Below are 21,147 nucleotides of genomic sequence, written 5' to 3' on the forward strand. Positions count from 1 at the left end.
GCAGCGTACGTTCAGAACGTTCTGATGGCATCGCCCAGGGTTTCGCGGATTTCTTCCCGGCGCACGGAAAGGTCCGCGATCTGCGTGTCGACAGCCTCGATCCGCGTTTCACTTTCCTCGAGCTTGCGCGCGGCGCGCTTGTAGAGATCGGCCCCTGGCTCTAGAGCTGCCAGATTGGCCCGATGCCGTTCCTGGTCGCGGGTCTCTTCATCCTTTTCCAGCCGCAGGCGCTGGAGCTGACGCTCGATCTGGGCGATCTCGTTCTGAAGTTCCGACAGTTCGTGCAACTTTTCGGCGGTTTCCTTGTCCGGCGAGCGTTTGGAGAGGTAAAGCAACTGGCCGGCATCCGTGGACATCAGCGAATAGGTCTCCGACAAGGTCCGTTCCTGCAGCGCCGAAACCGTCTCGGTCTTGCCGGCGGGCACTTCGACCTTCAGACGATGATGGGTGACTGTGCTGTCCAGTTCCTGGACGGAAGAAAACGTCCAGCCGGGACGTTTGGCCTGCTCGATGACAATCGTCCGGTCACCGTCCGGGGCTCCCTTGATTGCATATTGCGTTGACGATTGCTCGCGCACCGTGGCGTTCAAAACGCCATCGCTGACCTTGATCGAGACGATCTGGCTGTCGGCCGTCGTCGACTGCGCAATCCTGACCTTCTTGTCGGTCGCAAAGCTTGCCATGCGGCTTTCGCCCGAGGGCATGCCGCTGATCTGCGCATCGCCAACATAGCCTTCCTTCTCGTCATAGACCGTCAGAATGCCCTGCGGCAGGCTGGTTTCGGTCTCGTTCTTGATCAGGATGGCTGCAATCGGATGCTGCAGACCGCTTTCCGGCCGGAACACGGACACCGTTTCGGCAGAAACGACCTTGTCGACGATCGGCGCCGACAGGGTTTCCCCGCTTTCAAGATCGACCGGCCATGGAATTGTGAACGAGGCCGTCACCGCGCCCTCGCTTACCTCGCCCACATTGGCGGCCGCCATGTTGAGAACCATTTCCGGCGCGACGGCGGATGCGATGAAACTGGACCGCGGAACCCCCGGCATGCGGGCCTCGCTTTCGGCAACATCGAATTGTGGCTCCGCCCCCATGTCGACAGGTGGGACATATCCGCTGGACACGTCCACCGGCACTTCCTGCCGCTGCTTCCAGTAGAGGTCATGGAGCCGTTGTTTCAGCGTCACCGGAGCGCCGGACGACAGCGTGATCCTGACACCGTCCCAGTCTTCCCCGCTGGCGTTTTCGAGCACCGCCCAGGCCTGCAGCCGAGCCTTGTCGTCCGCCATGGTCACCACCCGGTAGGCCGTCTTCCAGATGGGGGCCGGCACAACATAGGAAACGGCAACTTCTCGCTCCCCCTCACCTGCCACCTTCAGCGCGACCGTGCGTGCACCGTCCGACTTGCCGTTGCCCACTGCCGACAAGGCCTTGGCGACCTTCTGCTGAATGTCTTCATCGAGAAACGTAACTTCGGTGTCAGCGGACAGTCCAACACCGGTGATGCGGCCATCACTGAGAACCGAGACGACATGGGACTGCCCCTTGTCTCCATCGTCCTGCACCGACACCCCGAGAACAAGCCCTTCGACCGTGGAGCCGGCCTTTTCCAGGCGCACCTGCGTGCCCTGCAATTTTGCCAGAAGGCGTGCTGGCGACTGCAGGTCTTCCACGGTGAACGGCAGGTTCTTGAAGGTTTCCGCCAGCGGATTCGGGCCCGGCAGCGTGATGCCTTCGACAACGCCCGCCTCATCGAACACGACAATGCTCTTCAGTACATCGTTGACCTGTTCGAGCGGCACGGTCATGTTGATAAGGCCGCTGCTATCAATGTCCGCCTTGCGCACCACTTCGGCGAGACCGCCGGAGGAAAGCGTAATGCTTGTAATGGGCCCGTTATCCGCAGCAAATGCCGCTGAGGGCAGAAACAGGCACACGAGCGTGAAGGAAGAAACGCGCGTAATCATTTAAAAACACTCCAAAAAACAATCGGTGGCGATGATCGTCTGCCTTAAATACGGCCTTTTCGGGAAGCAGAGGGCCGCCTCCTGACATAATCTGACGAGGCAAACCCCTGCCCCCCTATTATCCGGGATCTTTCCACGTCTCTCGTCCAGTCGCGGAGCACTCAAGCACAGAAAATCCGACAGCGTACTTCCCCGTTTGAACGCACGCTCGGTAGTCAAATCGTCCCGACTCATTCCCCGGGCTTCTTCCTCATTTTGGCGTGCTATTTCCTCCAGTCTCGCAAGCGAGGGCCGTAATCGCTGGTCAACAAGCCTAAAGGACTGCAAAGCACTGAAACCAGAAACAGGTTCGGCAAAAAGAGTGTTGCGCAAGCAGCAGATTTGCCCTAGATACGCGCCACCAGCCGCCAAGGCATGGGCGATTAGCTCAGCGGGAGAGCGTTCCGTTCACACCGGAAAGGTCACTGGTTCAATCCCAGTATCGCCCACCATTCTCAAAGAATAAAAGATTCAGTCTGTCGGATACTATTGCGGGAAACTTAGGCTCGTTTTGCGTGTGCGCGAAGCTTTGGAGATTCGTGGCCCATTGGGCTTTGCGCAAAATTGTTTTACTCCCGCCTTCACAAGATCCCCGGGTGACTGAGTATTCTGTTTTTACCAGGCTGATGCGAGACACCCCTACGAACTTCGGCGAGCTATTTATGTGCGCCCCAGTTGATCAATAGCAGACGCGAGCTTCACCAGGTCGGCGGCGTAAAATCCAGCAGCATTAATGCAGTTGGCTTCAAGCAGTTTCAGTCCATCCCCAGTGCGACACACGTCGATTACGTAGGCTTGAGCGTAGCCTGGGTTCACGTCCACCATGTGTTGGGCGAATTCCAGCGCATCCTCATCGATCTCGTGCCGGTAAACGACGCGTTGCCCTTCCTTGTAAAGTGACCACGTTACAACCTGCTCATCCACGACCCAGATGCGCCACTCTTTCAAGATTTGGACGGGCTCGGTGAGCATAAGACGAGTGTCGTGTCGCAAGGAGCCGTTCGGTATTTCTGCTTCGTTCAGCAGAAGCACCTGTTCAGCCAACCAGATTAGCTCGCTGCTTGTCTTTACGTTGCCAGGCTCTTCCTTGCTGTCCCCCACGGGACGCACAAACCATTGTCGTTCTTCATCTGCAAGCTTCTCCGGCACCTCTTGAAGGGTAAGGAAAAGCGCATCCGCCCCATTGAGAAGAAAGGGATGCCAATCTTGCTCGTGAACGAATGGCCGCAGCTTGAATACACCTGGCCGATACCCTTTGGAACCGGCATACCTCCATAGGGAATAAGAGCCGAACAGAACAACACGATCAGGATCTGCAACAACAGGTTCAGGGACAAGATCCCCAACAAAGGGAACGACCTTGTGCCATGTGTATGAGATGCCGAGCTGGTCCAGCGCCTCGCCCAGCTTGCAGGTATCCTCGAATCTTTGAAGTATCCATTGCATCGCGTTGACCAATTGGGCTGGTTAAAAATATCTTTTCAATTGAGCGGACTTTCCAGTATCAAACTCGCCCACGATTTTCTTTATCTAGTTTCAAATCAAGCACTACCATTTTTACGACTTTGGAGTGACCTGGTTCACGACAATTGCAAGTCTTGCGAGAAAGCTGGGCAAATTTGGCTGAAGATCAGCCCCGGAAATGGTGAGTGTGTATACTGGCGGTGTCCGTTCCGTTGAGCGGATCCTGATGATCGGGTGAGCCGGATGTTGTCCGGTGCCATGCTGCCCGCCAACGAAGCCCCTGCTCCGGCATTGGGCATGGAAGACATGTTACGCTCCACGACCAACACAGCTTTGGCATTTTTGGTATTTGCTGCGGCCTTTGCGTTCGCACTCTTTGCATTTGCGCAAACAGTGCAAGATCCGCAGTTTCCAGATGCGTCCTTGCTGACCGAGGAGCAACAGCAGATCAACCAGTCGCTGCTGCAGCAGCAGATGCTTATTTTGGAGCTCGAGCGACAACGGCTGGCACAGGAAAGACGTAAACTGGAAGAGGCTCAACGCATTCAGCAACTGCGTGAGGAAAGAGTTCGCCTGCTGCAACTCGAAAGACAGCGGCGCTTCGGTCTGCCGCAGAATAGGTCTTACTACCAGCGCCAGCAATTTCAGCGCGAAGACTACAGGCCGCAACGGGGACAACCGCAACAATACCAGCGCCAGCAATTTCAATCGCAGCAGTTTCGCCGGCAGTAAACGCGCTCCGGCAAGATTTCGGTTTCAATCCCCAAGGTAATCCTGGTTGTCTGGCCTGCGTGCCTGCCTTTCTGAACCCTTCCTGTTATTCTGGCTGAAGTGATTCCCAAAGAGCAGATAGAATATGGCCACGCAAACCGCTCAAAATCCTTTACGTGAAAAGCTCGTCAAGGGACTGTCCTATCATCAGTCCGGAGAGATCGAAAAGGCACAGCGGTGCTACAAGCTGGTTCTGAAAAAGGCGCCGACCAATCCCGATGCGCTCAACCTGCTGGGCGTTACCTACCGGCAATTGGGATCCCCCCAGAAAGCTGTCGAATATATCCAGAAGGCGATTGCGCAGAACCCGAAGCAGGCTTCGTTCTATGCCAACCTTGCCCGCGCGATGATGGACATCGGCACGGATTCGGAAAGCATGCTCGCCGTTTCGGAAAAGGCCCTTTCGCTCAATCCGGCGGAGCGCGAGGCGCTCAACATCAAGGCAATCGCGCTGACAGGTCTGAAGCAGTTTGAAGCGGCCGAAGAGATCTTCAAAGGCCTGATCGTGGCCCACCCGAACTACGGCGAAATCTTCACCAATTATGGCCTGTTGCTGCGCAAGAGCAAGCGGTACGAAGACGCGCTCAAGTTCTTCCAGCGGGCGGAGTTACTTGCACCGGATAATGTCGAGAACTGCATCGAGCAGGCCCGGTGCCGGCTGGAACTGAAGCAATTCGATGCTTCGCTGGAGGCGATCGACAAGGCTCTGAAACGCTTCCAGGACAATCCGCTGCTGATCCATGAAAAGGCTCGCGTTCTGTTCTCGCTTTCAAGAACGCACGAAGGCCTGAAATATGCAGAAGAAGCGGTGAAGGGCACGCCGGGCAACTACCATTGCAAGGTAACGCTCGGTGTTCACTATCTCATGCTCGGCCGTAGCCAGGACAGCATCGACATGTTGAAACAGGCCAAGGCAGAAGCGCCCGGCGGCGTGATTTCCGGCCTCGACTGGAACCTGTCTCTTGCCTATCTGTCCAAGGGGGATCTGGAAACAGGCTGGGATATTCACGCTGCGCGTTTTGAAGACAAGAAAGCTACGTCACAGCGACGCGAATTTCCGAAGCCGGAATGGCAAGGCGAGGACATCTCGGACAAGACAGTCCTTTTGTGGGGCGACCAGGGGCTGGGTGACGCTTTGAAATGCGGCACGATGTTTCTCGACATTCAGGCGCGGGCGAAAAAGCTTATTCTGGAAGTCTCCGCAAAGTCCGTTCCCTTCTTCCAGAATTCATTTCCGGAAATCCTTGTCAGACCCGGCACATCGAAGGAAGACCAGGCGCCGGAGGATGCAGACTACGACATCACCGCCAACATAGTCGATCTTGCGCGCTATTTCCGGCGAAGCTTCGAAGCCTACGAAAAGGCTCCCTACCCGGTCTATAAATTCAACCAGCAGAGGGCCCGGGACTATCTCAGCCTGTTGCCGGGCGCTGACAAGAAGCCGGTTATCGGCGTCTCCTGGCGCTCGCGCAACCTGGAGAAATACCGGGCACGCTACTACCTGTCCGCTCCGGACTTTGCGCCGATCCTGGATGCTGAAGATGCGATTTACATCAATCTTCAGTATTTGGCCTTGCAGAAGGAACTCGATTTTCTGGTGGCCCGCTCAGAGGGACGGTTCACCTTCTTTCGGGACATCGATCTGTTCAACGACCTGCTTGCGGCAGCAGACCTGACCGCAATTTGCGATGTCGTCGTCTCGGCCAATACCAGCGTCGCGGACATGGCAGGCGTTCTCGGCGTTCCGTGTGTGCGGTTCGGTCCGGTTGAGCCTGCCTTGTTGCTCGGCCAGGCCAATCCGCCCTGGTATCCGAGCATGAAGTACATCCACATCGACGAAACGAAGCCAATAGTTGACATGGTGCCGCAAGTCATCGAGACCATACGCGAAGAACTGGCGGCAGGCTATCCAGACAAGCGGAAGGAGCGGCTGGAGCTGTAACTGGTCAGCGCCTGAACTCATGTCTGTTTCAACAGGCTGAGCACATACGCACAAGCGGTGTGTTTGAAGCTTTTTAGATTGATCCTTTACCGAATCTTCCTGGCAATTGCTACGAGCGTATCTGTCGCGTCGATCTTGCGAAGCGCTGCCTCGTAAGCAGACCTCAGTTCCGGCGTCTCCAGAGCAGACAGGCTCGACTTGTGGCCACCGGGCTTGCCGTTGGCAAGCCAGCCGAGATGGTTGGAAAGTGGATAGCGCTGCACACCTTCAATCACGATATTCTCAAAGCCGACTGCCGCGAGCAGACGCTTCAGGCTTTCGCGTGTATGAAGAACAAGATGCTGGCTCCAGAGGGTGAAATCCCTGAAGGCTGCGTTTTGAAGTATGGAGAGCAGAAAATCGGAAGCATGCGGTACCTCGACAACAAGTGTTCCGTTGTCGGTCAGGAGAGCCCGCAAGTCCCGCAAAGTGGATAGCGGATCGGGAAGATGCTCCAGAACGTGAAAGGCAAAGACCGCGTCCTGTGTGCCCGGTGCGATCTGATTGGCATTGTCGACGCAGCGATAGCCATCGGAGACGAGCGCTTCGATATACCCCTTGTGAAGCTCGATCCCGGTCACATTGGCGCCACGGCTTGCCGCTTCCCGCAGGAAAAGCCCCTTCCAGCACCCGAACTCGGTGATTGTCTTGCCCGTATAGAACTGCGTATAGGCATCCAGACGCCGAAACTGGTCCTGCCGATATTCATAGTCCCAGTCAATGCGCTTGTAGAAATCATCCTTGCGGTGTTCAGCGCCTTCATAGGTTTCGTCGCCGACATAATAGTCGTTGATGTATATGACACCGGAAACCGTGTCGCGATAGACGGTCAACCCGTCTTTGTCGCGAGTCTTCGGCGAAAAAATGCTTTGCGTTTCCAAGGAGGCAAGGCCGAGCTGCTGCAGTGTATCGAATACCGAAACGTTTTGATTCAGGGGATCAACGGCCATTATTCACCTTTTCAATCATGAACCGCCCGGCAGGCTTTCACGTGAGCTTCTTTCACGCTCGCCGGGGCTAGGTTCTTCGACGACACCACCGGAACGAGGTCAGCCTGCGATCATCCCGCGTGCGATCAGCAGTTCGGCGACTTCGTTCAGGACACCCGCACCGCCAGCGCTTTCCAGAACGACGGTTGCCGTCGCCTTCACCTCGGCCGGCGCGTTGCGCGGGGCAATGCTGAGGCCGCAGGCTTTCATGCAATCCAGATCCGCAATGTCTGCGCCGATATAAGCAATCTCGGACCAGTCCAGTCCCTTTTTTGCGCGCCAGTCCGACAGGGTTTCCATCTTGTCGAACAGGTGGTGCTTGTAGTCCATGGCAAGCTTGCGCGCGCGCTGGGCCGCCAGGCTATCCTCTTCCCGGTCCAGCATCAGCAGCATCATGCCCCGGCCAAGCAGCCGGTCGAGACCGATCTCGTCATAGCGGTTGCAAACAATGGACTCGGTGCCATCCCGATTGACGAAAATCGTGTTATCGGTGTGGACACCGGCAAAGGCGGTCACCAGAGCCCGCAAGGGCGGTGTTTCGGTCTCGGTCAGGAAGCCGGTGAAGGGTTCAGAACGGATAAAAGCCTCCGCCATATCCCAGTCCTGTGAAGTGTCTATTTCGATCCAGGTCGAATCCACCGGCACCAGGACCGTTTTCCCGCAATAACGGTTTCCAGCTTCCAGGAACTCCGGCACACGCATGGCATAGACCGCGCCATTTTCGCGGTATCTTGCGGAAATATCCTGCCGCCGGACGCGCTGCTTGCTGGGGTCGTGGTTCAGGCCCACGCCTTCGCCGTTGGGGCCGACTTCCCAGTAGAAGCCGTGATCGTCAACAACCGAGATAGCGCTTGTCGCTTCCTTGGCAAGCAGGGCTTCCACCACATGATCGACGTGATGCGCCTGTGTGAAAGGCGCCGTGCACTGAAGGAAAACCAAGATGTCCGGTGGTTCGCTGACCAGGCTTGGTTCGTTCTGGAGAAGATGGATCAGCGCGGACTCCGAACTCGCGGTCGGTCCGGAAAGTTCCGCCGGGCGCAGAACGGATTTTGCACCGTATTTCTCGCCGACGGTCAGGATCTCCGCTGAATCGCTTGAAACGAACACCTCGGACACGAAGCGTGATCCGCGTGCGGCACGCACTGTCCGCCCGACAAGCGGAATACCGTTCAAGGGACGGATGTTCTTTCCCGGTAGCCCAACGGAACCGCCTCTGGCAGGTATGGCCGCTACAATTTTCATTTTCTGCTCAACCACCTCGGGAAAGCTGTGATTACTCGGGCTTGCGCGCGAAGACCGTTACGAAGGATCCCCAAAATGCAGGCGACACATCCGCATCAGCCCGCACCATGCTGTCGAACGTTTCGCGGGTGGCAAAACGCGTTCCGAAATAGGGATATTCGACCATTTCGACGCGGAAGCCCGTGTCACGCAGCAGCCTGACAAGAGAATCGTCCGAAAACAGGCTCACATGAGTTGGGTCGTGCAGCAACCTGAAACGGTCCCCATAGACGCGCGCGGCCGCAGAGGCAAAGTTCGGCGTGCCGCAGATGAAGTCCCCGCCGGGCTTCAGGATCTCGAAGATGGTTTCAACAAAGGGGATCGGTTCATCGACATGTTCGATGACATGGTTGGCGGTCACCACATCGAACATGCTCGCCGGAAACGTGTCCTTCTCCAGAACGCCGTGCCGAAGGTCGGCGGAGCACCATTGCCGGGCGACCTCGACAGCCTTCTGAGATGGGTCCAGACCGAAACAGTCGTTCTGCCCGGTCACCTGTTCCAGCAACTCGCCGAGGCCAAAACCGATATCCAGCACCCGGCCGGGTGCCCGCGCGTTGACGTAGTCAGCGATGTAGCGCACGTCTTCCTTGCGCTGGTCCCGCTCGGCTTCAATATCCCTGACCCTGCCGTCCGGATCCTTCTTCGCTTCCCAATAGTCCTGGGGAAGCGGCCGGGCCGGATACGCCACGTAGTAGCTCTCCCCCCGGTAGAGATTCAGGCAGCTATCAATGATGGACATGTAAAGCTCTTGAACAAAAAAGGGCCGACCGGTTCCGGTCAGCCCACAAATACATCTGCCGTCTCACGCCGCCTGCAGCGTGACTTTCCGGCGCAGTTTTTCCGCGATCGGCTTCTCGTCTTCATAAAAACGCAGAACACCGTCGCCGCGCACAATCTCTACCCGCCGGATCTGCGAGACCATATCGGCGACTTCCGGCATTTCGAGCGACGCCTTCTGGTCGGAGCCCCAATCGGAACGGTCAAGCGTGACATGGCGCTCTATCGAGCATGCGCCAAGAGCGGCCGCACAGACGCTTGGCAGAATGCCTTCCTCGTGACCGGAGAACCCGATCTTCAAATGGGGGAAAGCTTCCTTCAGGGTCGAGATGCCGCGCAGATTGATCTCGTCATCACGGGTCGGATACGTGGAGGTGCAGTGATAGAGACATGCGATCTCACCGCCGGAGCGCTCGATCACGTCGACAAAGCTCTTGACCATCGCCATGTCGCTCATGCCGGTCGAAACCAGCAAAGGGCGGCCACTGCGCGCGCAGTATTCAAGGAAGTCACGATCCGTGACCATGGCAGAGGCAACCTTGATATAGGGCGTGTCGTAGTCCAGCAGGAAGTCCACGGACCCTTCGTCCCAGGGGGAAGCGAACCAATCGATGCCAAGCTCCTTGCACAGCTTGTCGATACGATCGTAATCGGCCTTGCCGAATTCCAAACCGCGTTTCAGATCGCCGTTCGTCGTGCCGAAGACGTTTTCACGCGGACGTGCCAACTCTTCCGCCGAATAGACGACATCAACCGTGCGCTTCTGAAATTTGACAGCGTCGCACCCGGCCTCCTTCGATTTGCGGATCATTTCGAGGGCCTGATCGATATCGCCATTATGGTTGATACCGATTTCGGCAATCACATAGGTTCGACTGTCGGAAATCATGGCTCAGTACCTTGATGTTTGGCCTGCAGCGTTCAAGTGGCCCTGCTGACTTGCCATTTTTTAACAGATTCTTGCCACCCACCATCAGGTCTGTCCACCCGCGAACCCCATATTAGGAGCCATCGGCTCTGCTTTCTTTGGAAAACCCACAATAGACCCTTAATAAAGCTACGGGGGCACGTGCTAAACACGCGCCCCCGGCCGAAGATCTAAGCATTATTAACAAATTAGGTTGTCGCCGACTCAGCCGACAAAAGCACGTTCGACAACGAACTCTGCAGGCTTGTTGTTGGCCCCTTCGGTGAGACCAGCTTCTTCCAGAAGAGCCTTGGTGTCCTTCAGCATTTCCATGGAACCGCAGATCATGCCGCGGTCGACCGCCGGATCGAGCGGCGGCACGCCGAGATCCTCGAACAATTTGCCGGACTTGATCAGGTCCGTGATCCGGCCCTGACGGGGAAAATCTTCGCGGGTCACGGAGGTGTAATGCACCAGCTTGTCCTTCGCGAATTCACCGATCAGCGGATCGTTGATGGTTTCCTGCACAAGGTCCTCACCGTATTTCAGCTCGGCAACTTCGCGGCAGGTATGTGTCAGGATAACCTGGTCGAATTTTTCGTAGGTATCCGGGTCGCGGATCAGGCTAGCGAACGGTGCAATGCCGGTTCCGGTGGAGAACATATAGACGCGCTTGCCGGGAATGAGGGCATCGTTCACCAGCGTGCCGGTCGGCTTCTTCTTCATCAGCACCGCATCACCGGGCTGGATCTTCTGAAGATGCGACGTCAGCGGGCCGTCCGGAACCTTGATCGAAAAGAATTCGAGCTCTTCGTCCCAAGCCGGGCTGGCGATGGAATAGGCGCGGTACAGCGGCTTGCCATCGATCATCAGGCCGATCATGACGAATTCCCCGGACCGGAAACGGAAGCTCGCCGGACGCGTCATGCGAAAGCGGAACAGGTGGTCCGTGTAATGCTGGACGAATTTTACTTCCTCGACGAAAGCGCCGGCCGGTGCGGCGGCTTCGAGATCGGCGGGTTTGGCAAGTACATTCATGTCAGTTGAGGTCCATGGATCTGTGCACATTCGTATTGTGTCTCCTTTAGCCCAGTCCTGCCTTGACTTGAAGCAAGCGCGAACCACGAAAGCGCTAAACGACAAAAAAAAATTCTTATTGCAGTACCGATTACCCGATTTTCGCAATCTGATGCGGCTGACACGCCAAGCTCAGGGCCGAACTGACCGGTAAAGTCCGGTAAAAGCCCCGCAGACCAGGCCACACACGGATTCATTCGACTTCGTAGTAACTGACCCAGGGATCGTAGTAGAACTTCTTCAGTGATACAGATCCTATCTTCACCTGCTCTTTAAGCGCGATGGTCTCACCCTGCCATTTCTTGCTGTTGATTTCGTCGAGACCGACAATGCCACCTTTCGGCACAAGCGGCAGAAGATGCTCCAGCGCGACACGTGTCGGTTCATATATGTCGAAGTCGAGATATAGAAGCGCAATGATCAAGTGTGGGTTTTCAGCGACATAAGCCGGTATCGTTACCGTTGCATCCCCTTTCACCAGATCGATCTTCGGAATGTGCGGCAAGGCTCTATTCTGGTCCTGAAGACTGGTCCAGCTTTGAAGACGGTCGAAGCTCGTGTCCGCGAAATCCGTTTCCTTCAGCTCCGCAGCGTCGTTTTCCGACAGGCTGCGAAAGCCCTCGAATGTATCGAAACCGACGATTTTCCGGTTGAAGTTGTAAGGTTCAAGGATGGTCGAGAGGTGGTAATAAAGGAACAGGGAGTTGGCTCGATGAACACCACACTCAACAATCGCGCCCTGAACCTCGAGAACTTTCTTGAAGAGGTCGATGCGTGTCAGCACAGAGGTGACAAGCTGCCTTTCCGCAAATACGAAGGGCGCCGCGGCCACTTCCTGCGACGTGACACCGCCCAGCAACTCCTCTCTTTGCTTTGCGTAGTCCTTTTCGGTATCCGACCAATTCGAACTGGTCAGCACTGTTTTTGACTTCATCTGGCCCTCGCAGGAATCTGTTCCTTTCCTACCCTCTTATCAAATATGCCCACATGATCCCATTGTCGGTTTCCGAGCCCATTGTTGAGGGCGCCCTCTTTCGGCACGCTGTCTCCCGCCTGCAAATTCGGCGGGAGACAGTGACGGCCTGAGGCTTAAGCCTTACTTGTCAGGTTGTCGCCGCCACGTAGGTCACGTTTTCCCGGAAGAAATCGAGCTTTCCGTCGCTTTCGTGGCTGACGATATAAGTGACACTTTCGCACTCGCAGTCCTTGACGGGATAGAAAAAACGCTGTTCGAAGCGGGTGAAAAACCACCCCTGCCCCAAGGCTTGGGAAGCCAGCCCGAGCACATGTGTCCCTTTCGGAAACACTTCCCGTGCAAGGCGCTGCAGCACATTTGATATCTCCGCCGGGCCCGAGGCGACCTGCCAGGAAACATCGGTTTCATCACGGTAATGATCGATACGGAAATCGAGCTGATCCGACAGTTCTGCGAACAATTCGGAAGAGCCCTTTTCGAAAAGGTCTAGCACGCGGTGAATAGCGATCCGCTCCGTGCGTGCAAGCGGAAAGGTTTCCGAGTGAGATAGAGGGAGTGTGGAATTCATGCGCGGGTTCCTTCAATACCGGACGATGTGATTGACAGGCAAAGTTGTGCACTCCCGCATTTTCATAGTATAGACCTATACTACTTATCCTTGATATAGGTTTAGCCTATGCTTGAAGTAACCCCACTCCGCTACTTCGTCAGCGCCTTTGAACTGGGAACGATCAGTTCAGCAGCGTCCGGGCATGGCATTTCCCAACCTTCCCTGTCGCAAGCCTTGCAGAAACTCGAAGACACATTGGGAACGCCTCTATTTGTTCGTTCGCGCATGGGGTTACGCCCGACACCGGCCGGCAGGGATCTTTATCACCATGCCCAGTCGATCCTTCGTGCTGTCGGGGACGCGGAACGCCGGTTCCTCAAAGAGCCCCCACTGCATCTCAGCCTCTACACGGCTCCCGATGTTCTGCTGTCCGCCTATCAAGGCGCGTTTCATGCCTTGCGCACCTCCTGCCCCACGCTGGAATTGCGTTTCGAGCAGGCGGCGGCGGATGCGGAACTCGCAATTGTCGACCAGGTCTGCGCCCCGAAAGGGCACAGGTATACGGAACTTTACACAGAGCCCTATGTCCTTGCCGTCACAAGGTCTCATCCGCTGGCGGGACGGAACAGGATTACGATCGAAGACTTGCGATCGGTTACACTGGTCTCCCGCAGATATTGCCCCAGGCACGATGCAATGCTGGCCGAATTCGCCCTCGCAGACGCCCCCTTAAAAATATCCGCAGAAGCCGTGAACGATCAGCAGGTGCTGGAACTGACCGGCCTGGGGTTTGGTGCCGCCATTTTGCCGGCCGGTCATCTGAAGTTGAAAAGCACTCTTGCGGGGATTCCACTGGACCATGAGGGCCTTGAGCGCCGCAGCGTTGGCGTCGCGGTTAAAAAGACGACATTTGCCGATGAAATGTTCCGCATCTGGATGACAGGCTGGGCAACATCGCCAATTCGTTTATGACATTTGCGATAATATCAGTTTTGTAAGCGTTTTTTATTTGACAGATAAATACAAACTGCAAAACTTGCTGAAAACCAAAGACAAACAGCAATAATACCTTCCACTGAGGCACAGTAAATGTCCGGACGCGCGCACGAAGAAACAGGCCAGAAAATAGCATTCGTGCTCATGGATCGGTTTTCCATGAACGCTTTCGCGAGCGTTATCGAGCCTGTGAGAATAGCAAACCGCCTTCTGGGGAGAGAATACTACCAGTGGACGACTTATTCGCTTGACGGAAATCCAGTCACGGCAAGCAATGGCTGCGAGGTCGCGGTCAAAAAATCTGTTCGCGACCTGCACGATGCCGATATTACACTTTTGTGCACCGGCATCGACGTTGAACGCCTGCCGCTGGACGCGGAACTCGGCAACAGGCTGCGTCGTCTGAATGCCATGGGCCGCACTTTCGGCGCCATCTGCACCGGGGCTTATCTGCTTGCCCGGTATCATCTGCTGGACGGCCGCCGTTGCACCATCCATTGGGAGAACCTGAGGTCCCTGCGGGAAGAGTTTCCGGATGTCGAAGTGACCTCCGACATCTTCGCGATCGACCGCAACTGCATCACCTGCGCCGGCGGCATGGCTTCGCTCGACATGATGCTCCGCCTGATCGCCATCCAACATGGCGCCTATCTGGCCCATGAGGTCGCGGAAGTTGCGCTCTACCAGAACATGCGTTCGGGCGAATCTGCACAGCGCCACGACATCGAAGCCCGGACCGGCATCTCGAATGCCAAGATCCTCGACGCGATCCGGATCATGGATCTGCATATCGAAGATCCGCTGAGCTGCCAGCAGCTCGCCATGACGGTCAACCTGTCGCCCCGCCAGTTGGAGCGTCTGTTCCGCCGGCATTTCAATTGCACACCGGGACAGTACTATTTGCGTCTGCGCCTGGAAACAGCGCGGGACCTGTTGCGCCGGACCAGCCGGCCGGTGCTGGACGTTGCGCTTGCCTGCGGTTTCGCGTCAACGTCTCATTTCACCAAGTGCTACCGTGAGCGCTTCTTGTGCACACCGACGGAAGAGCGCCAGTCCTACCAGTGGGCCAACACCAAGCCGACCTCCGGTGTCGGCACGGCCACACCCATGCGGCTGATCGCAAAGTAAGACAAATTCGCCAACGTCATGGGAGTGTGAGCGCCGCGGGTTCCGCGGCGTTTCAGCGTTTAGCTCCAAAATGCCTCTTCATTGTCATCCCGGCCAAACGGGAGATCGTCACCCAGCCTCCCCATCTACTGGAAAAGCTAGAACAGCCGCCAGAGGCCGAGAGGAATGAGATAGAGGCCAAGCGCAAGGATGGCGGCGAGCACGAGGCGGCGGAAGCCTGCCTCAGACACTCTGCGCCGCGTGAATTGTCCGGCCCAGACGCCGGAGAGTGCCGGAACGACCAGCGCTGCAGAGGCCAGCGCTTCCTGTCCCCCCATCAGCCCGAAGCCACCAAGCGATACACCAAGCGCAATCGTCGACAACAGGAACAGGAGACCCATCGCCTGGATCAACTCGTCCCGCTTGAGCCCAAGTGCCTGCAGATACATGACCCCGGGCACCGTATAGGACCCTGTCAGGCCTGACATGACACCGTTGACCAGCCCGATGGCCACACCCACCGGGATGACCCGGTGTTCCGGAATACGCAGCACAAGACCCGCCAGCATCGGTACCGCATAGAAAACCATCAGAAGTCCGAGCAGAAGATCGGCGGCCCCGTCCGGCAACTGTGTGAGGATGAAGGTTCCGCCAGCAAGCGTTGCGACGGCGGAAACCAGAAATGGCCAGAGGCGAGGCACAAGAACGCGCAGGTAGCCTCCGGACACGCTTTGCCAAAGGTTGGTCAGAAATGCCGGCCACAGAATGAGGACCATCGCCTTTTCGACACCGACAAATACGGTCATCAGGCCAAGCCCGATTGTTGGTAGCCCGAACCCGACGAGCCCCTTGACGAACCCGGCACCGAGGAACACCGCGACGGCAACGAAAACCAACCCAAGGCCGGATGCTCCCAGATCCGTCACGCGCTTACCTGATTTTGCATGTGGGTCTCTTGTTTCTGCTACCCGTCGCCAGTTGGCAGAGTGTAGTCTTCGATGAGCTCTTCCAACTGGCCGGTCTCCCGGCGGCGAAGCAGTTCTTCGTCAAACGCTTCCAGCATCTTTATACACGGCGTCGCCCTGGAGAACAGGAAATGAAGCGTGTTGACTGAAGCAACCCACGGCAAGACCTCGACCTTGCCTTCCACCCCCGCCTCCTTGATCATCATCAGGCCTTCCTGGCGAGCAATTATCAGGTAGTCGGCCTTCTCCTCCGCCACAAGAAGAACATTGGTTTTGAAGTCCTCGAACGGCTGTCTTTCGATTGCTAGATTGGCTGCGGCAAAGTTCTCGAATTCCTCGCCGAACGTCGCTCCAAACGGCGCAACGCCTCTCAGTCCCGCAAGGTCTTTCAAAGATTGTGGACGGACAGCGAGATTGGAACGGACAATGACGCTAACTTCTTCCTCCATCACCGGCAGGCTAACACCATATTTTGCAAGCCTCTCATCGGTCAGATATGCCCCGGCGAGAACGTCGATCTGCCCATGCTCCAGCAATGTCAAAAGCCGCTTCCAGGGAAGTTCCGATCCGACCATCAACGGCACGCCCAGGGCGGTAAAGACATCCAGGGCAAGGTCCGGAAACACGCCCTTGAGACTGCCGTCAGCCTGCTGACGCATCGAGACCGGGTACCAGACGCTTGATCCGTTCAGCTTGACCGTTGAGCAGCCATCTGTCTCCGCAGAGCTCGCAGGCGCCAGCGACAAAGCCGCATACGCCAGAGCCGTGATGCACAATCTCCTTCCTAATCGATTGAAAACACTCATTTTGACCGCTCGAACAACGCCTCGATTGAAGTCAGGCACTCAAGTGAAACTTCTTTTGACTAACCGGTCAATCAAAAAAGCACGTTTTACGTGTATCTGCGTTGTATTTATCTATCGCTCTTTGCCAACCGCATTATCCACACCGATAAAAGTGACAATGCCTGATTGGCGATCGTTTTGTTGAGCCGAGGAAGATGCTAGCGTCGTTTCATGAATGCCTTCTCCCTGACCCGGCTGCCGAATCGTCTCGCGCGGCACCTTTTCCTGGAAAGACACGGCCTTGCCTCCGCCCCCAAGGGAAGCGGAAAAGGGGACGATCTTGCGGCCGTCATTGACCAGCTCGGTTTCGTCCAGATCGACAGCATCAACACCGTCGCCCGTGCCCACCACATGATCCTGGCCGCCAGACGACCTGCCTACAAGGAGAAGAACCTCAAACTTCTCACCGAGCGTGACCGGCATCTTTTCGAGCATTGGACCCACGATGCGTCCGTCATACCGACCGAGTTCTTCCCGCATTGGCGCTTGCGGTTCAGCCGGGACAAGGAAAACCTCATCAACAGGTGGCGCAACTGGCACCAGAACGAATTTGAGCGGAAATTCGACGAGATACTCAAACGGATCAGCGACGATGGCCCGGTCACGTCGGCAACTGTCGGTGAAGACGAAAAACGCAGCAGTGGCGGCTGGTGGGAATGGCACCCCTCGAAGGCCGCCCTCGAGTTTCTCTGGCGCACTGGTGAATTGTCGGTTTCCGGCCGGAATGGATTTCAGAAAGTCTATGACCTCACGGAACGGGTCATTCCGGCCCACCATCTTAACGCCGCACATGATTTCGGTGAAACGACGGATTGGGCAGCACGCTCCGCCCTCGACCGGCTGGGTTTCGCGACCTCCGGCGAGATTGCGGCCTTCTGGGAGCTGATCACGCCCCAGGAAGCCAAGGACTGGTGCACGGCGGCATTGGCCGAGGGTACGATTGCCGAGATTGAGGTTGAGTCTGTCGACGGATCCTGGCGAAAGGTCTTCGCCTATCCGGAAACGCTCAACAGCCTTGATGCGCTTCCCGAGCCACCTTCGCGCGTGCGCATCCTGTCCCCCTTCGACCCGGCGCTACGCGACCGCAAGCGTGCCGAACGGCTTTTCGGCTTCTTCTACCGGATAGAGATCTTCGTTCCGGAGCCAAAGCGCCAATACGGCTATTATGTCTTCCCTGTCCTGGAGGGAGACCGTTTGATCGGCCGGATCGATATGAAGGCGCTGAGAAGCGAGGACAGGCTTCACGTTCGGGCCTATTGGCCGGAGCAAGGCATCAGAGCCTCGAAGGGCCGTGAGGCGAAGCTTCAGGCGGAGCTTGAACGCACTGCCCGCTTTGCCGGCGTTTCCCACATCACCTACGAGCCGGACTGGCAACGGACGGCCCTTTAGGGGGTAACCGTCGGCGTCTTTGGCTCAAGGACTGGCCGAGTTCCCCCGGCCAGCCCCATTGGCAATCAAGAGGTCAACTTGCGACCCGCTCCAGCAGATGCTGATGGGACCGCTCGCGGACCTCATCAAAGGTCCAGTCCTTCACCAGTGCACCATCGCGGTAGACCGTCTGCAACCGGTCGGTTCTGCTGCCGAGCTCCTCGAGACGAACTGCAGTCAGCACGCCGTTTTCTAGAACCGTCGCCTGCCGCCCGGCCTTGGAGGTCTTGCCGGGATCGGTGACCGGGGTCTTGGAGACATCACGCCAGGCGCCGTCCACGGTTTTCATGGCATTTGCCTTCATGGCAAAGCGCATCGTGTCCCGGTTGACCTGTTGCAACAGACCGCCGCCCATGCCGACGGCAATGTTGTCGACAGACCATTTGCGACGCACCAGCTCTTCCACCAGTTGCCTGATGGTATCGAGCTTCATGCCATCCCCCTGAATGACACGTACCGAGGGATGCAACACACGTGCGCCCTTGCTGTTTTCCGAACCGCCGTAGTGCTGCCAAAGGGTCTCCATGACCTTCAGCGGCATTTCGACCGGATCTCCGGAATCCGGGCGGATGACGACCGTCGCGCCTGAGGCGAGCACCTCATCCTTCAACCGCCCGCACCAAAGGTTCTCGACAGCGTTGCCGAGGTCGTAGCTGTCGGAAACGACCGCCACCAACGCATCAGGTCGGCCAAATTGCACCAGCATGTTCCGGTAGGCGTCGACTTCACGTTCCTGTCCCCAACTGGTCATGGTCGAGTGTTCCGCGGCTGGGATCGAATAACCCGCCACATCCGCGCCGTACCGGGTCATGGCCGCTTCCAGAGCTTCCATGGTGTCGGTGCCCGAGAAATTCACCAGATGGGCCATGCCGCCAAGTGCGGCGCTTTCGGCAGAGGAAACCCCGCGCGCGCCGAAATCATGCAGCTTGAACGGGATCTGTCCGGCTGGATCCTCAGAGGTTTCCAGAAGACCGCGATACAGGATCTCCTTGCATTTGAAGGAGAGTGTCGCGACCGTCGACGGATACCAGACCGACCGCAACAAGGCGGTTTCCACCCAGGTGGTCAGCCAGGGCATGCGCTCGTCGGTGTTTTCCACCTGCACCAAGGGCACACCGCTCGGTGCCAGCGTTCCTTCCGGCAGAGCCTTGATCTCCAGCGGAAACAGACCGCCGTGATCCGTCAGGATCTGTTCCCAGCCGTCCCGGTTGAAAGGAACGCCATGGGCCGCACAGATGCGTGCTGCCGCTTCGATGTCCGAGGCGGTGATCGGCTTCAGGAGGACGTCCTTGAGGTAGGATTGCAGCCCGAAGAACAGGACGCTATCCGAAAAGGGATTGGGCCTTGCTTCCAGATAGGCCGAGATCCTGCGAGCCTCGGGCGGATATTGCTTGAAGTGCGACTGCTTGTAGCTATCGGTCGCCAGAAGTGGATTTGTCATTGTGAACTCCTCACGTGACAGATGCGATTGTCTGCGGGCCTCCCCCGCAGGCGCTGTTACAGGTCCGCCATCAATTGGATGATGGACCAGTGATCTTCGAAGAACTGCTCGGGCTCCAGATCTCCCAGGCGATGCCAATTGGCTGACCGGGCATCGTCCCCACCGGTAACGGAAAACAGTTCGCGCCGTTCCGGCAGGCGAAACAGAAATGCGTGGGTGACGATGCGACCACGCAGCGACCGGTCGGGATGGTCGAAGACCCTTGTCTTGGTGCCGTCGATGAAGGATGCCAGCATCGCAGGGGGAATTTCGCCCTTGTGGTCGCTGATGGCGGTTTCCTCCTTCAACTCGCGGATTGCGGCATCCTTGATGCTTTCGCTGGGATCAAGAAACCCACCGGGCAGAGCCAACAATCCCTTGCCCGGTGCCTGACCGCGCTCGACCAGAAGAATGTTGCCGGACTGGATGACAACAGCATCGACCGTCACGAACGGCCCCCTGCCCCATTGCCGGGGGTAGGCTTCCAGATACTCGGCCTCTTCCAGAAGCGCGCGAAAGGTTTCCGTCATGACGAAAGTTTCCAGCCATTCCGCTACGCCGTCAGACAGAACCGACCGGGAGATTACCGGGATGCGCTGGAACAACTGCCTGCGCACGTCTGTCGACGAGAAAGTGCCGTATTGGCTGGCCAACTGCACATTGCCCCACTCGGGGAACAGCTTCAGATAATAGCTCGTGCGGTCCTTGCCGTAGCCTGCAAGCGCTATCCTGATGTCCTGCAAGCCATGCAAAACGACACCGCACTTGTTGAAATGGGCGAGCACGGTTTCGTTGACGGCCCGCTGGACCTCGGCGCACCACGCCGCGTCCGAATAGGGATGGTCCGAAACGGGCTTCAGGATCAGCCGGCCAGTGGTCAGTTCGTGCTTGAACACCTTGGCGAACATCTCTTCACGCTCGGTGTAGGTAAAAGGGTTTCGGGGGGTCCGTGCCTGACCGGAAGATCCGATCAGCACGATCAGCGTATCGACTTCGTTCAGCGCGGCTCTGATGACGGCCTCATGGCCCGTATGCAGCGGCTGAAAACGGCCGACAAAAACGCCGTAGTGATATTTGGACATTCGAGACTCCCTCGAATTATTGGAATGCAGCCGAACTCCTCGGCTACGCAACACCTAATACTCATTTAGAGCATTAGCAAGGGGAATAATGCTCTAAATGAGTATTATTCTTTCTCCTGTCTTGAAAGTGCAGCGATTGCACAAGCGAAACCTGCGCTCAGCAATCTGTTTCACCGGAACCGAACACCTGTTCAACCAGGTGAAAAGCGCGCATAATTTTCCCGTTTCGAATGAATGAAACATGGGAGAGCACAATGACCGTCGAACGCGCCATTCTTCTCGTGGTCGGCCTGCTGATCGTCGCGTCGGTTTTGCTGGCTGTCTACGTCAATCTCAACTGGTTGTGGCTTACCGGAATTCTTGGAGCCCATCTCGTTCAGGCCTCATTCACCGGCCTTTGTCCGGTGGTGATGATCCTGAAGAAGCTGGGTTTGCCGCAGAAATCCGGGTTCGCCTGACTCA

General features: G+C 57.0%; 19 protein-coding genes and 1 tRNA gene. 7 read left to right on the top strand and 13 right to left on the bottom strand.

What is annotated here, in order from left to right; all coding sequences use genetic code 11:
* Positions 1–11: 11 nt before the first annotated feature.
* Positions 12–1,967 carry a DUF4139 domain-containing protein gene (locus tag V1T76_RS10610; protein WP_330560629.1) on the bottom strand — a complete coding sequence of 652 codons (1,956 nt, stop codon included), beginning with the start codon at positions 1,965–1,967 and terminating at the stop codon, positions 12–14.
* A 416-nt stretch (positions 1,968–2,383) separates the two neighbouring features.
* On the opposite strand from V1T76_RS10610, the gene V1T76_RS10615 reads away from it, so the two are divergent.
* A tRNA-Val gene (locus V1T76_RS10615) sits at positions 2,384–2,458 on the top strand.
* A gap of 208 nt (positions 2,459–2,666) precedes the next feature.
* Here the strand turns inward: V1T76_RS10615 and V1T76_RS10620 are convergent.
* Positions 2,667–3,452, bottom strand: coding sequence for an ATP-grasp domain-containing protein (locus V1T76_RS10620; RefSeq protein WP_330560630.1), 786 nt, complete (start codon positions 3,450–3,452; stop codon positions 2,667–2,669).
* A 261-nt stretch (positions 3,453–3,713) separates the two neighbouring features.
* Between V1T76_RS10620 and V1T76_RS10625 the strand changes: the two genes are divergently transcribed.
* Both V1T76_RS10625 and V1T76_RS10630 read left to right on the top strand, forming a co-directional pair.
* A complete protein-coding gene (locus V1T76_RS10625) occupies positions 3,714–4,202 on the top strand; it encodes a hypothetical protein (RefSeq protein WP_330560631.1) in 489 nt (162 codons plus the stop codon).
* A gap of 124 nt (positions 4,203–4,326) precedes the next feature.
* Complete coding sequence (locus tag V1T76_RS10630; protein ID WP_330560632.1) at positions 4,327–6,183, top strand: tetratricopeptide repeat protein; 1,857 nt, start codon at positions 4,327–4,329, stop codon at positions 6,181–6,183.
* Positions 6,184–6,269: 86 nt separating this feature from the next.
* Here the strand turns inward: V1T76_RS10630 and V1T76_RS10635 are convergent, their stop codons facing one another.
* The 7 genes from V1T76_RS10635 to V1T76_RS10665 form a co-directional block, all read right to left on the bottom strand.
* Complete coding sequence (locus V1T76_RS10635; protein WP_330560633.1) at positions 6,270–7,172, bottom strand: class I SAM-dependent methyltransferase; 903 nt, start codon at positions 7,170–7,172, stop codon at positions 6,270–6,272.
* A 99-nt stretch (positions 7,173–7,271) separates the two neighbouring features.
* A complete protein-coding gene (locus tag V1T76_RS10640; protein WP_330560634.1) occupies positions 7,272–8,453 on the bottom strand; it encodes an acylneuraminate cytidylyltransferase in 1,182 nt (393 codons plus the stop codon).
* A 31-nt stretch (positions 8,454–8,484) separates the two neighbouring features.
* Positions 8,485–9,234 (bottom strand): class I SAM-dependent methyltransferase, encoded by a 750-nt coding sequence (locus V1T76_RS10645; RefSeq protein WP_330560635.1) that lies wholly within the window; start codon positions 9,232–9,234, stop codon positions 8,485–8,487.
* A 63-nt stretch (positions 9,235–9,297) separates the two neighbouring features.
* Entirely contained in the window at positions 9,298–10,161 is an 864-nt protein-coding gene (locus V1T76_RS10650; protein WP_006931682.1) for an N-acetylneuraminate synthase family protein, read from the bottom strand.
* A 243-nt stretch (positions 10,162–10,404) separates the two neighbouring features.
* Positions 10,405–11,217, bottom strand: coding sequence for a ferredoxin--NADP reductase (locus tag V1T76_RS10655; RefSeq protein WP_330560636.1), 813 nt, complete (start codon positions 11,215–11,217; stop codon positions 10,405–10,407).
* A 232-nt stretch (positions 11,218–11,449) separates the two neighbouring features.
* On the bottom strand, positions 11,450–12,190 hold the full coding sequence (locus V1T76_RS10660; protein ID WP_330560637.1) for a TylF/MycF/NovP-related O-methyltransferase: 741 nt from the start codon (positions 12,188–12,190) through the stop codon (positions 11,450–11,452).
* 169 nt (positions 12,191–12,359) lie between these two features.
* Positions 12,360–12,800: a hypothetical protein gene (locus V1T76_RS10665; protein WP_330560638.1), complete on the bottom strand. Its 441-nt coding sequence runs from the start codon at positions 12,798–12,800 to the stop codon at positions 12,360–12,362.
* Positions 12,801–12,908: 108 nt separating this feature from the next.
* On the opposite strand from V1T76_RS10665, the gene V1T76_RS10670 reads away from it, so the two are divergent.
* The gene (locus V1T76_RS10670; protein ID WP_330560639.1) at positions 12,909–13,754 is read left to right on the top strand and encodes a LysR family transcriptional regulator; all 846 of its coding nucleotides are present in this window, start codon (positions 12,909–12,911) and stop codon (positions 13,752–13,754) included.
* Between the two features lie 117 nt (positions 13,755–13,871).
* Positions 13,872–14,906, top strand: a complete 1,035-nt coding sequence (locus V1T76_RS10675) for a GlxA family transcriptional regulator (RefSeq protein WP_330560640.1) — start codon at positions 13,872–13,874, stop codon at positions 14,904–14,906.
* A gap of 137 nt (positions 14,907–15,043) precedes the next feature.
* Here V1T76_RS10675 and V1T76_RS10680 read toward each other — a convergent pair whose 3' ends face one another.
* Entirely contained in the window at positions 15,044–15,811 is a 768-nt protein-coding gene (locus V1T76_RS10680) for a sulfite exporter TauE/SafE family protein (RefSeq protein WP_330560641.1), read from the bottom strand.
* A gap of 38 nt (positions 15,812–15,849) precedes the next feature.
* Positions 15,850–16,626: a substrate-binding periplasmic protein gene (locus V1T76_RS10685; protein WP_330560642.1), complete on the bottom strand. Its 777-nt coding sequence runs from the start codon at positions 16,624–16,626 to the stop codon at positions 15,850–15,852.
* Between the two features lie 240 nt (positions 16,627–16,866).
* Between V1T76_RS10685 and V1T76_RS10690 the strand changes: the two genes are divergently transcribed.
* Positions 16,867–18,084 carry a winged helix-turn-helix domain-containing protein gene (locus V1T76_RS10690; protein WP_330560643.1) on the top strand — a complete coding sequence of 406 codons (1,218 nt, stop codon included), beginning with the start codon at positions 16,867–16,869 and terminating at the stop codon, positions 18,082–18,084.
* Positions 18,085–18,157: 73 nt separating this feature from the next.
* Here V1T76_RS10690 and V1T76_RS10695 read toward each other — a convergent pair whose 3' ends face one another.
* Both V1T76_RS10695 and V1T76_RS10700 read right to left on the bottom strand, forming a co-directional pair.
* Positions 18,158–19,564 (bottom strand): nicotinate phosphoribosyltransferase, encoded by a 1,407-nt coding sequence (locus V1T76_RS10695; RefSeq protein ID WP_330560644.1) that lies wholly within the window; start codon positions 19,562–19,564, stop codon positions 18,158–18,160.
* Between the two features lie 56 nt (positions 19,565–19,620).
* Positions 19,621–20,685, bottom strand: coding sequence for an NUDIX domain-containing protein (locus tag V1T76_RS10700; RefSeq protein ID WP_330560645.1), 1,065 nt, complete (start codon positions 20,683–20,685; stop codon positions 19,621–19,623).
* Positions 20,686–20,939: 254 nt separating this feature from the next.
* On the opposite strand from V1T76_RS10700, the gene V1T76_RS10705 reads away from it, so the two are divergent.
* On the top strand, positions 20,940–21,143 hold the full coding sequence (locus V1T76_RS10705; protein ID WP_330560646.1) for a YgaP family membrane protein: 204 nt from the start codon (positions 20,940–20,942) through the stop codon (positions 21,141–21,143).
* The last annotated feature ends 4 nt before the right edge of the window (positions 21,144–21,147 follow it).

This window comes from Roseibium sp. FZY0029, from assembly GCF_036350355.1.
In the GTDB taxonomy this organism is placed as follows: domain Bacteria; phylum Pseudomonadota; class Alphaproteobacteria; order Rhizobiales; family Stappiaceae; genus Roseibium.

Bases quoted from the DNA above. Each gene is read 5' to 3' on its own strand.
- V1T76_RS10660 (WP_330560637.1), bottom strand. From the start codon at position 12,190: ATGAAGTCAAAAACAGTGCTGACCAGTTCGAATTGGTCGGATACCGAA.
- V1T76_RS10695 (WP_330560644.1), bottom strand. From the start codon at position 19,564: ATGACAAATCCACTTCTGGCGACCGATAGCTACAAGCAGTCGCACTTC.
- V1T76_RS10620 (WP_330560630.1), bottom strand. From the start codon at position 3,452: ATGCAATGGATACTTCAAAGATTCGAGGATACCTGCAAGCTGGGCGAG.
- V1T76_RS10675 (WP_330560640.1), top strand. From the start codon at position 13,872: ATGTCCGGACGCGCGCACGAAGAAACAGGCCAGAAAATAGCATTCGTG.
- V1T76_RS10665 (WP_330560638.1), bottom strand. From the start codon at position 12,800: ATGAATTCCACACTCCCTCTATCTCACTCGGAAACCTTTCCGCTTGCA.
- V1T76_RS10690 (WP_330560643.1), top strand. From the start codon at position 16,867: ATGAATGCCTTCTCCCTGACCCGGCTGCCGAATCGTCTCGCGCGGCAC.
- V1T76_RS10700 (WP_330560645.1), bottom strand. From the start codon at position 20,685: ATGTCCAAATATCACTACGGCGTTTTTGTCGGCCGTTTTCAGCCGCTG.
- V1T76_RS10645 (WP_330560635.1), bottom strand. From the start codon at position 9,234: ATGTCCATCATTGATAGCTGCCTGAATCTCTACCGGGGGGAGAGCTAC.
- V1T76_RS10625 (WP_330560631.1), top strand. From the start codon at position 3,714: ATGTTGTCCGGTGCCATGCTGCCCGCCAACGAAGCCCCTGCTCCGGCA.
- V1T76_RS10705 (WP_330560646.1), top strand. From the start codon at position 20,940: ATGACCGTCGAACGCGCCATTCTTCTCGTGGTCGGCCTGCTGATCGTC.
- V1T76_RS10655 (WP_330560636.1), bottom strand. From the start codon at position 11,217: ATGAATGTACTTGCCAAACCCGCCGATCTCGAAGCCGCCGCACCGGCC.
- V1T76_RS10650 (WP_006931682.1), bottom strand. From the start codon at position 10,161: ATGATTTCCGACAGTCGAACCTATGTGATTGCCGAAATCGGTATCAAC.
- V1T76_RS10670 (WP_330560639.1), top strand. From the start codon at position 12,909: ATGCTTGAAGTAACCCCACTCCGCTACTTCGTCAGCGCCTTTGAACTG.
- V1T76_RS10640 (WP_330560634.1), bottom strand. From the start codon at position 8,453: ATGAAAATTGTAGCGGCCATACCTGCCAGAGGCGGTTCCGTTGGGCTA.
- V1T76_RS10635 (WP_330560633.1), bottom strand. From the start codon at position 7,172: ATGGCCGTTGATCCCCTGAATCAAAACGTTTCGGTATTCGATACACTG.
- V1T76_RS10610 (WP_330560629.1), bottom strand. From the start codon at position 1,967: ATGATTACGCGCGTTTCTTCCTTCACGCTCGTGTGCCTGTTTCTGCCC.
- V1T76_RS10630 (WP_330560632.1), top strand. From the start codon at position 4,327: ATGGCCACGCAAACCGCTCAAAATCCTTTACGTGAAAAGCTCGTCAAG.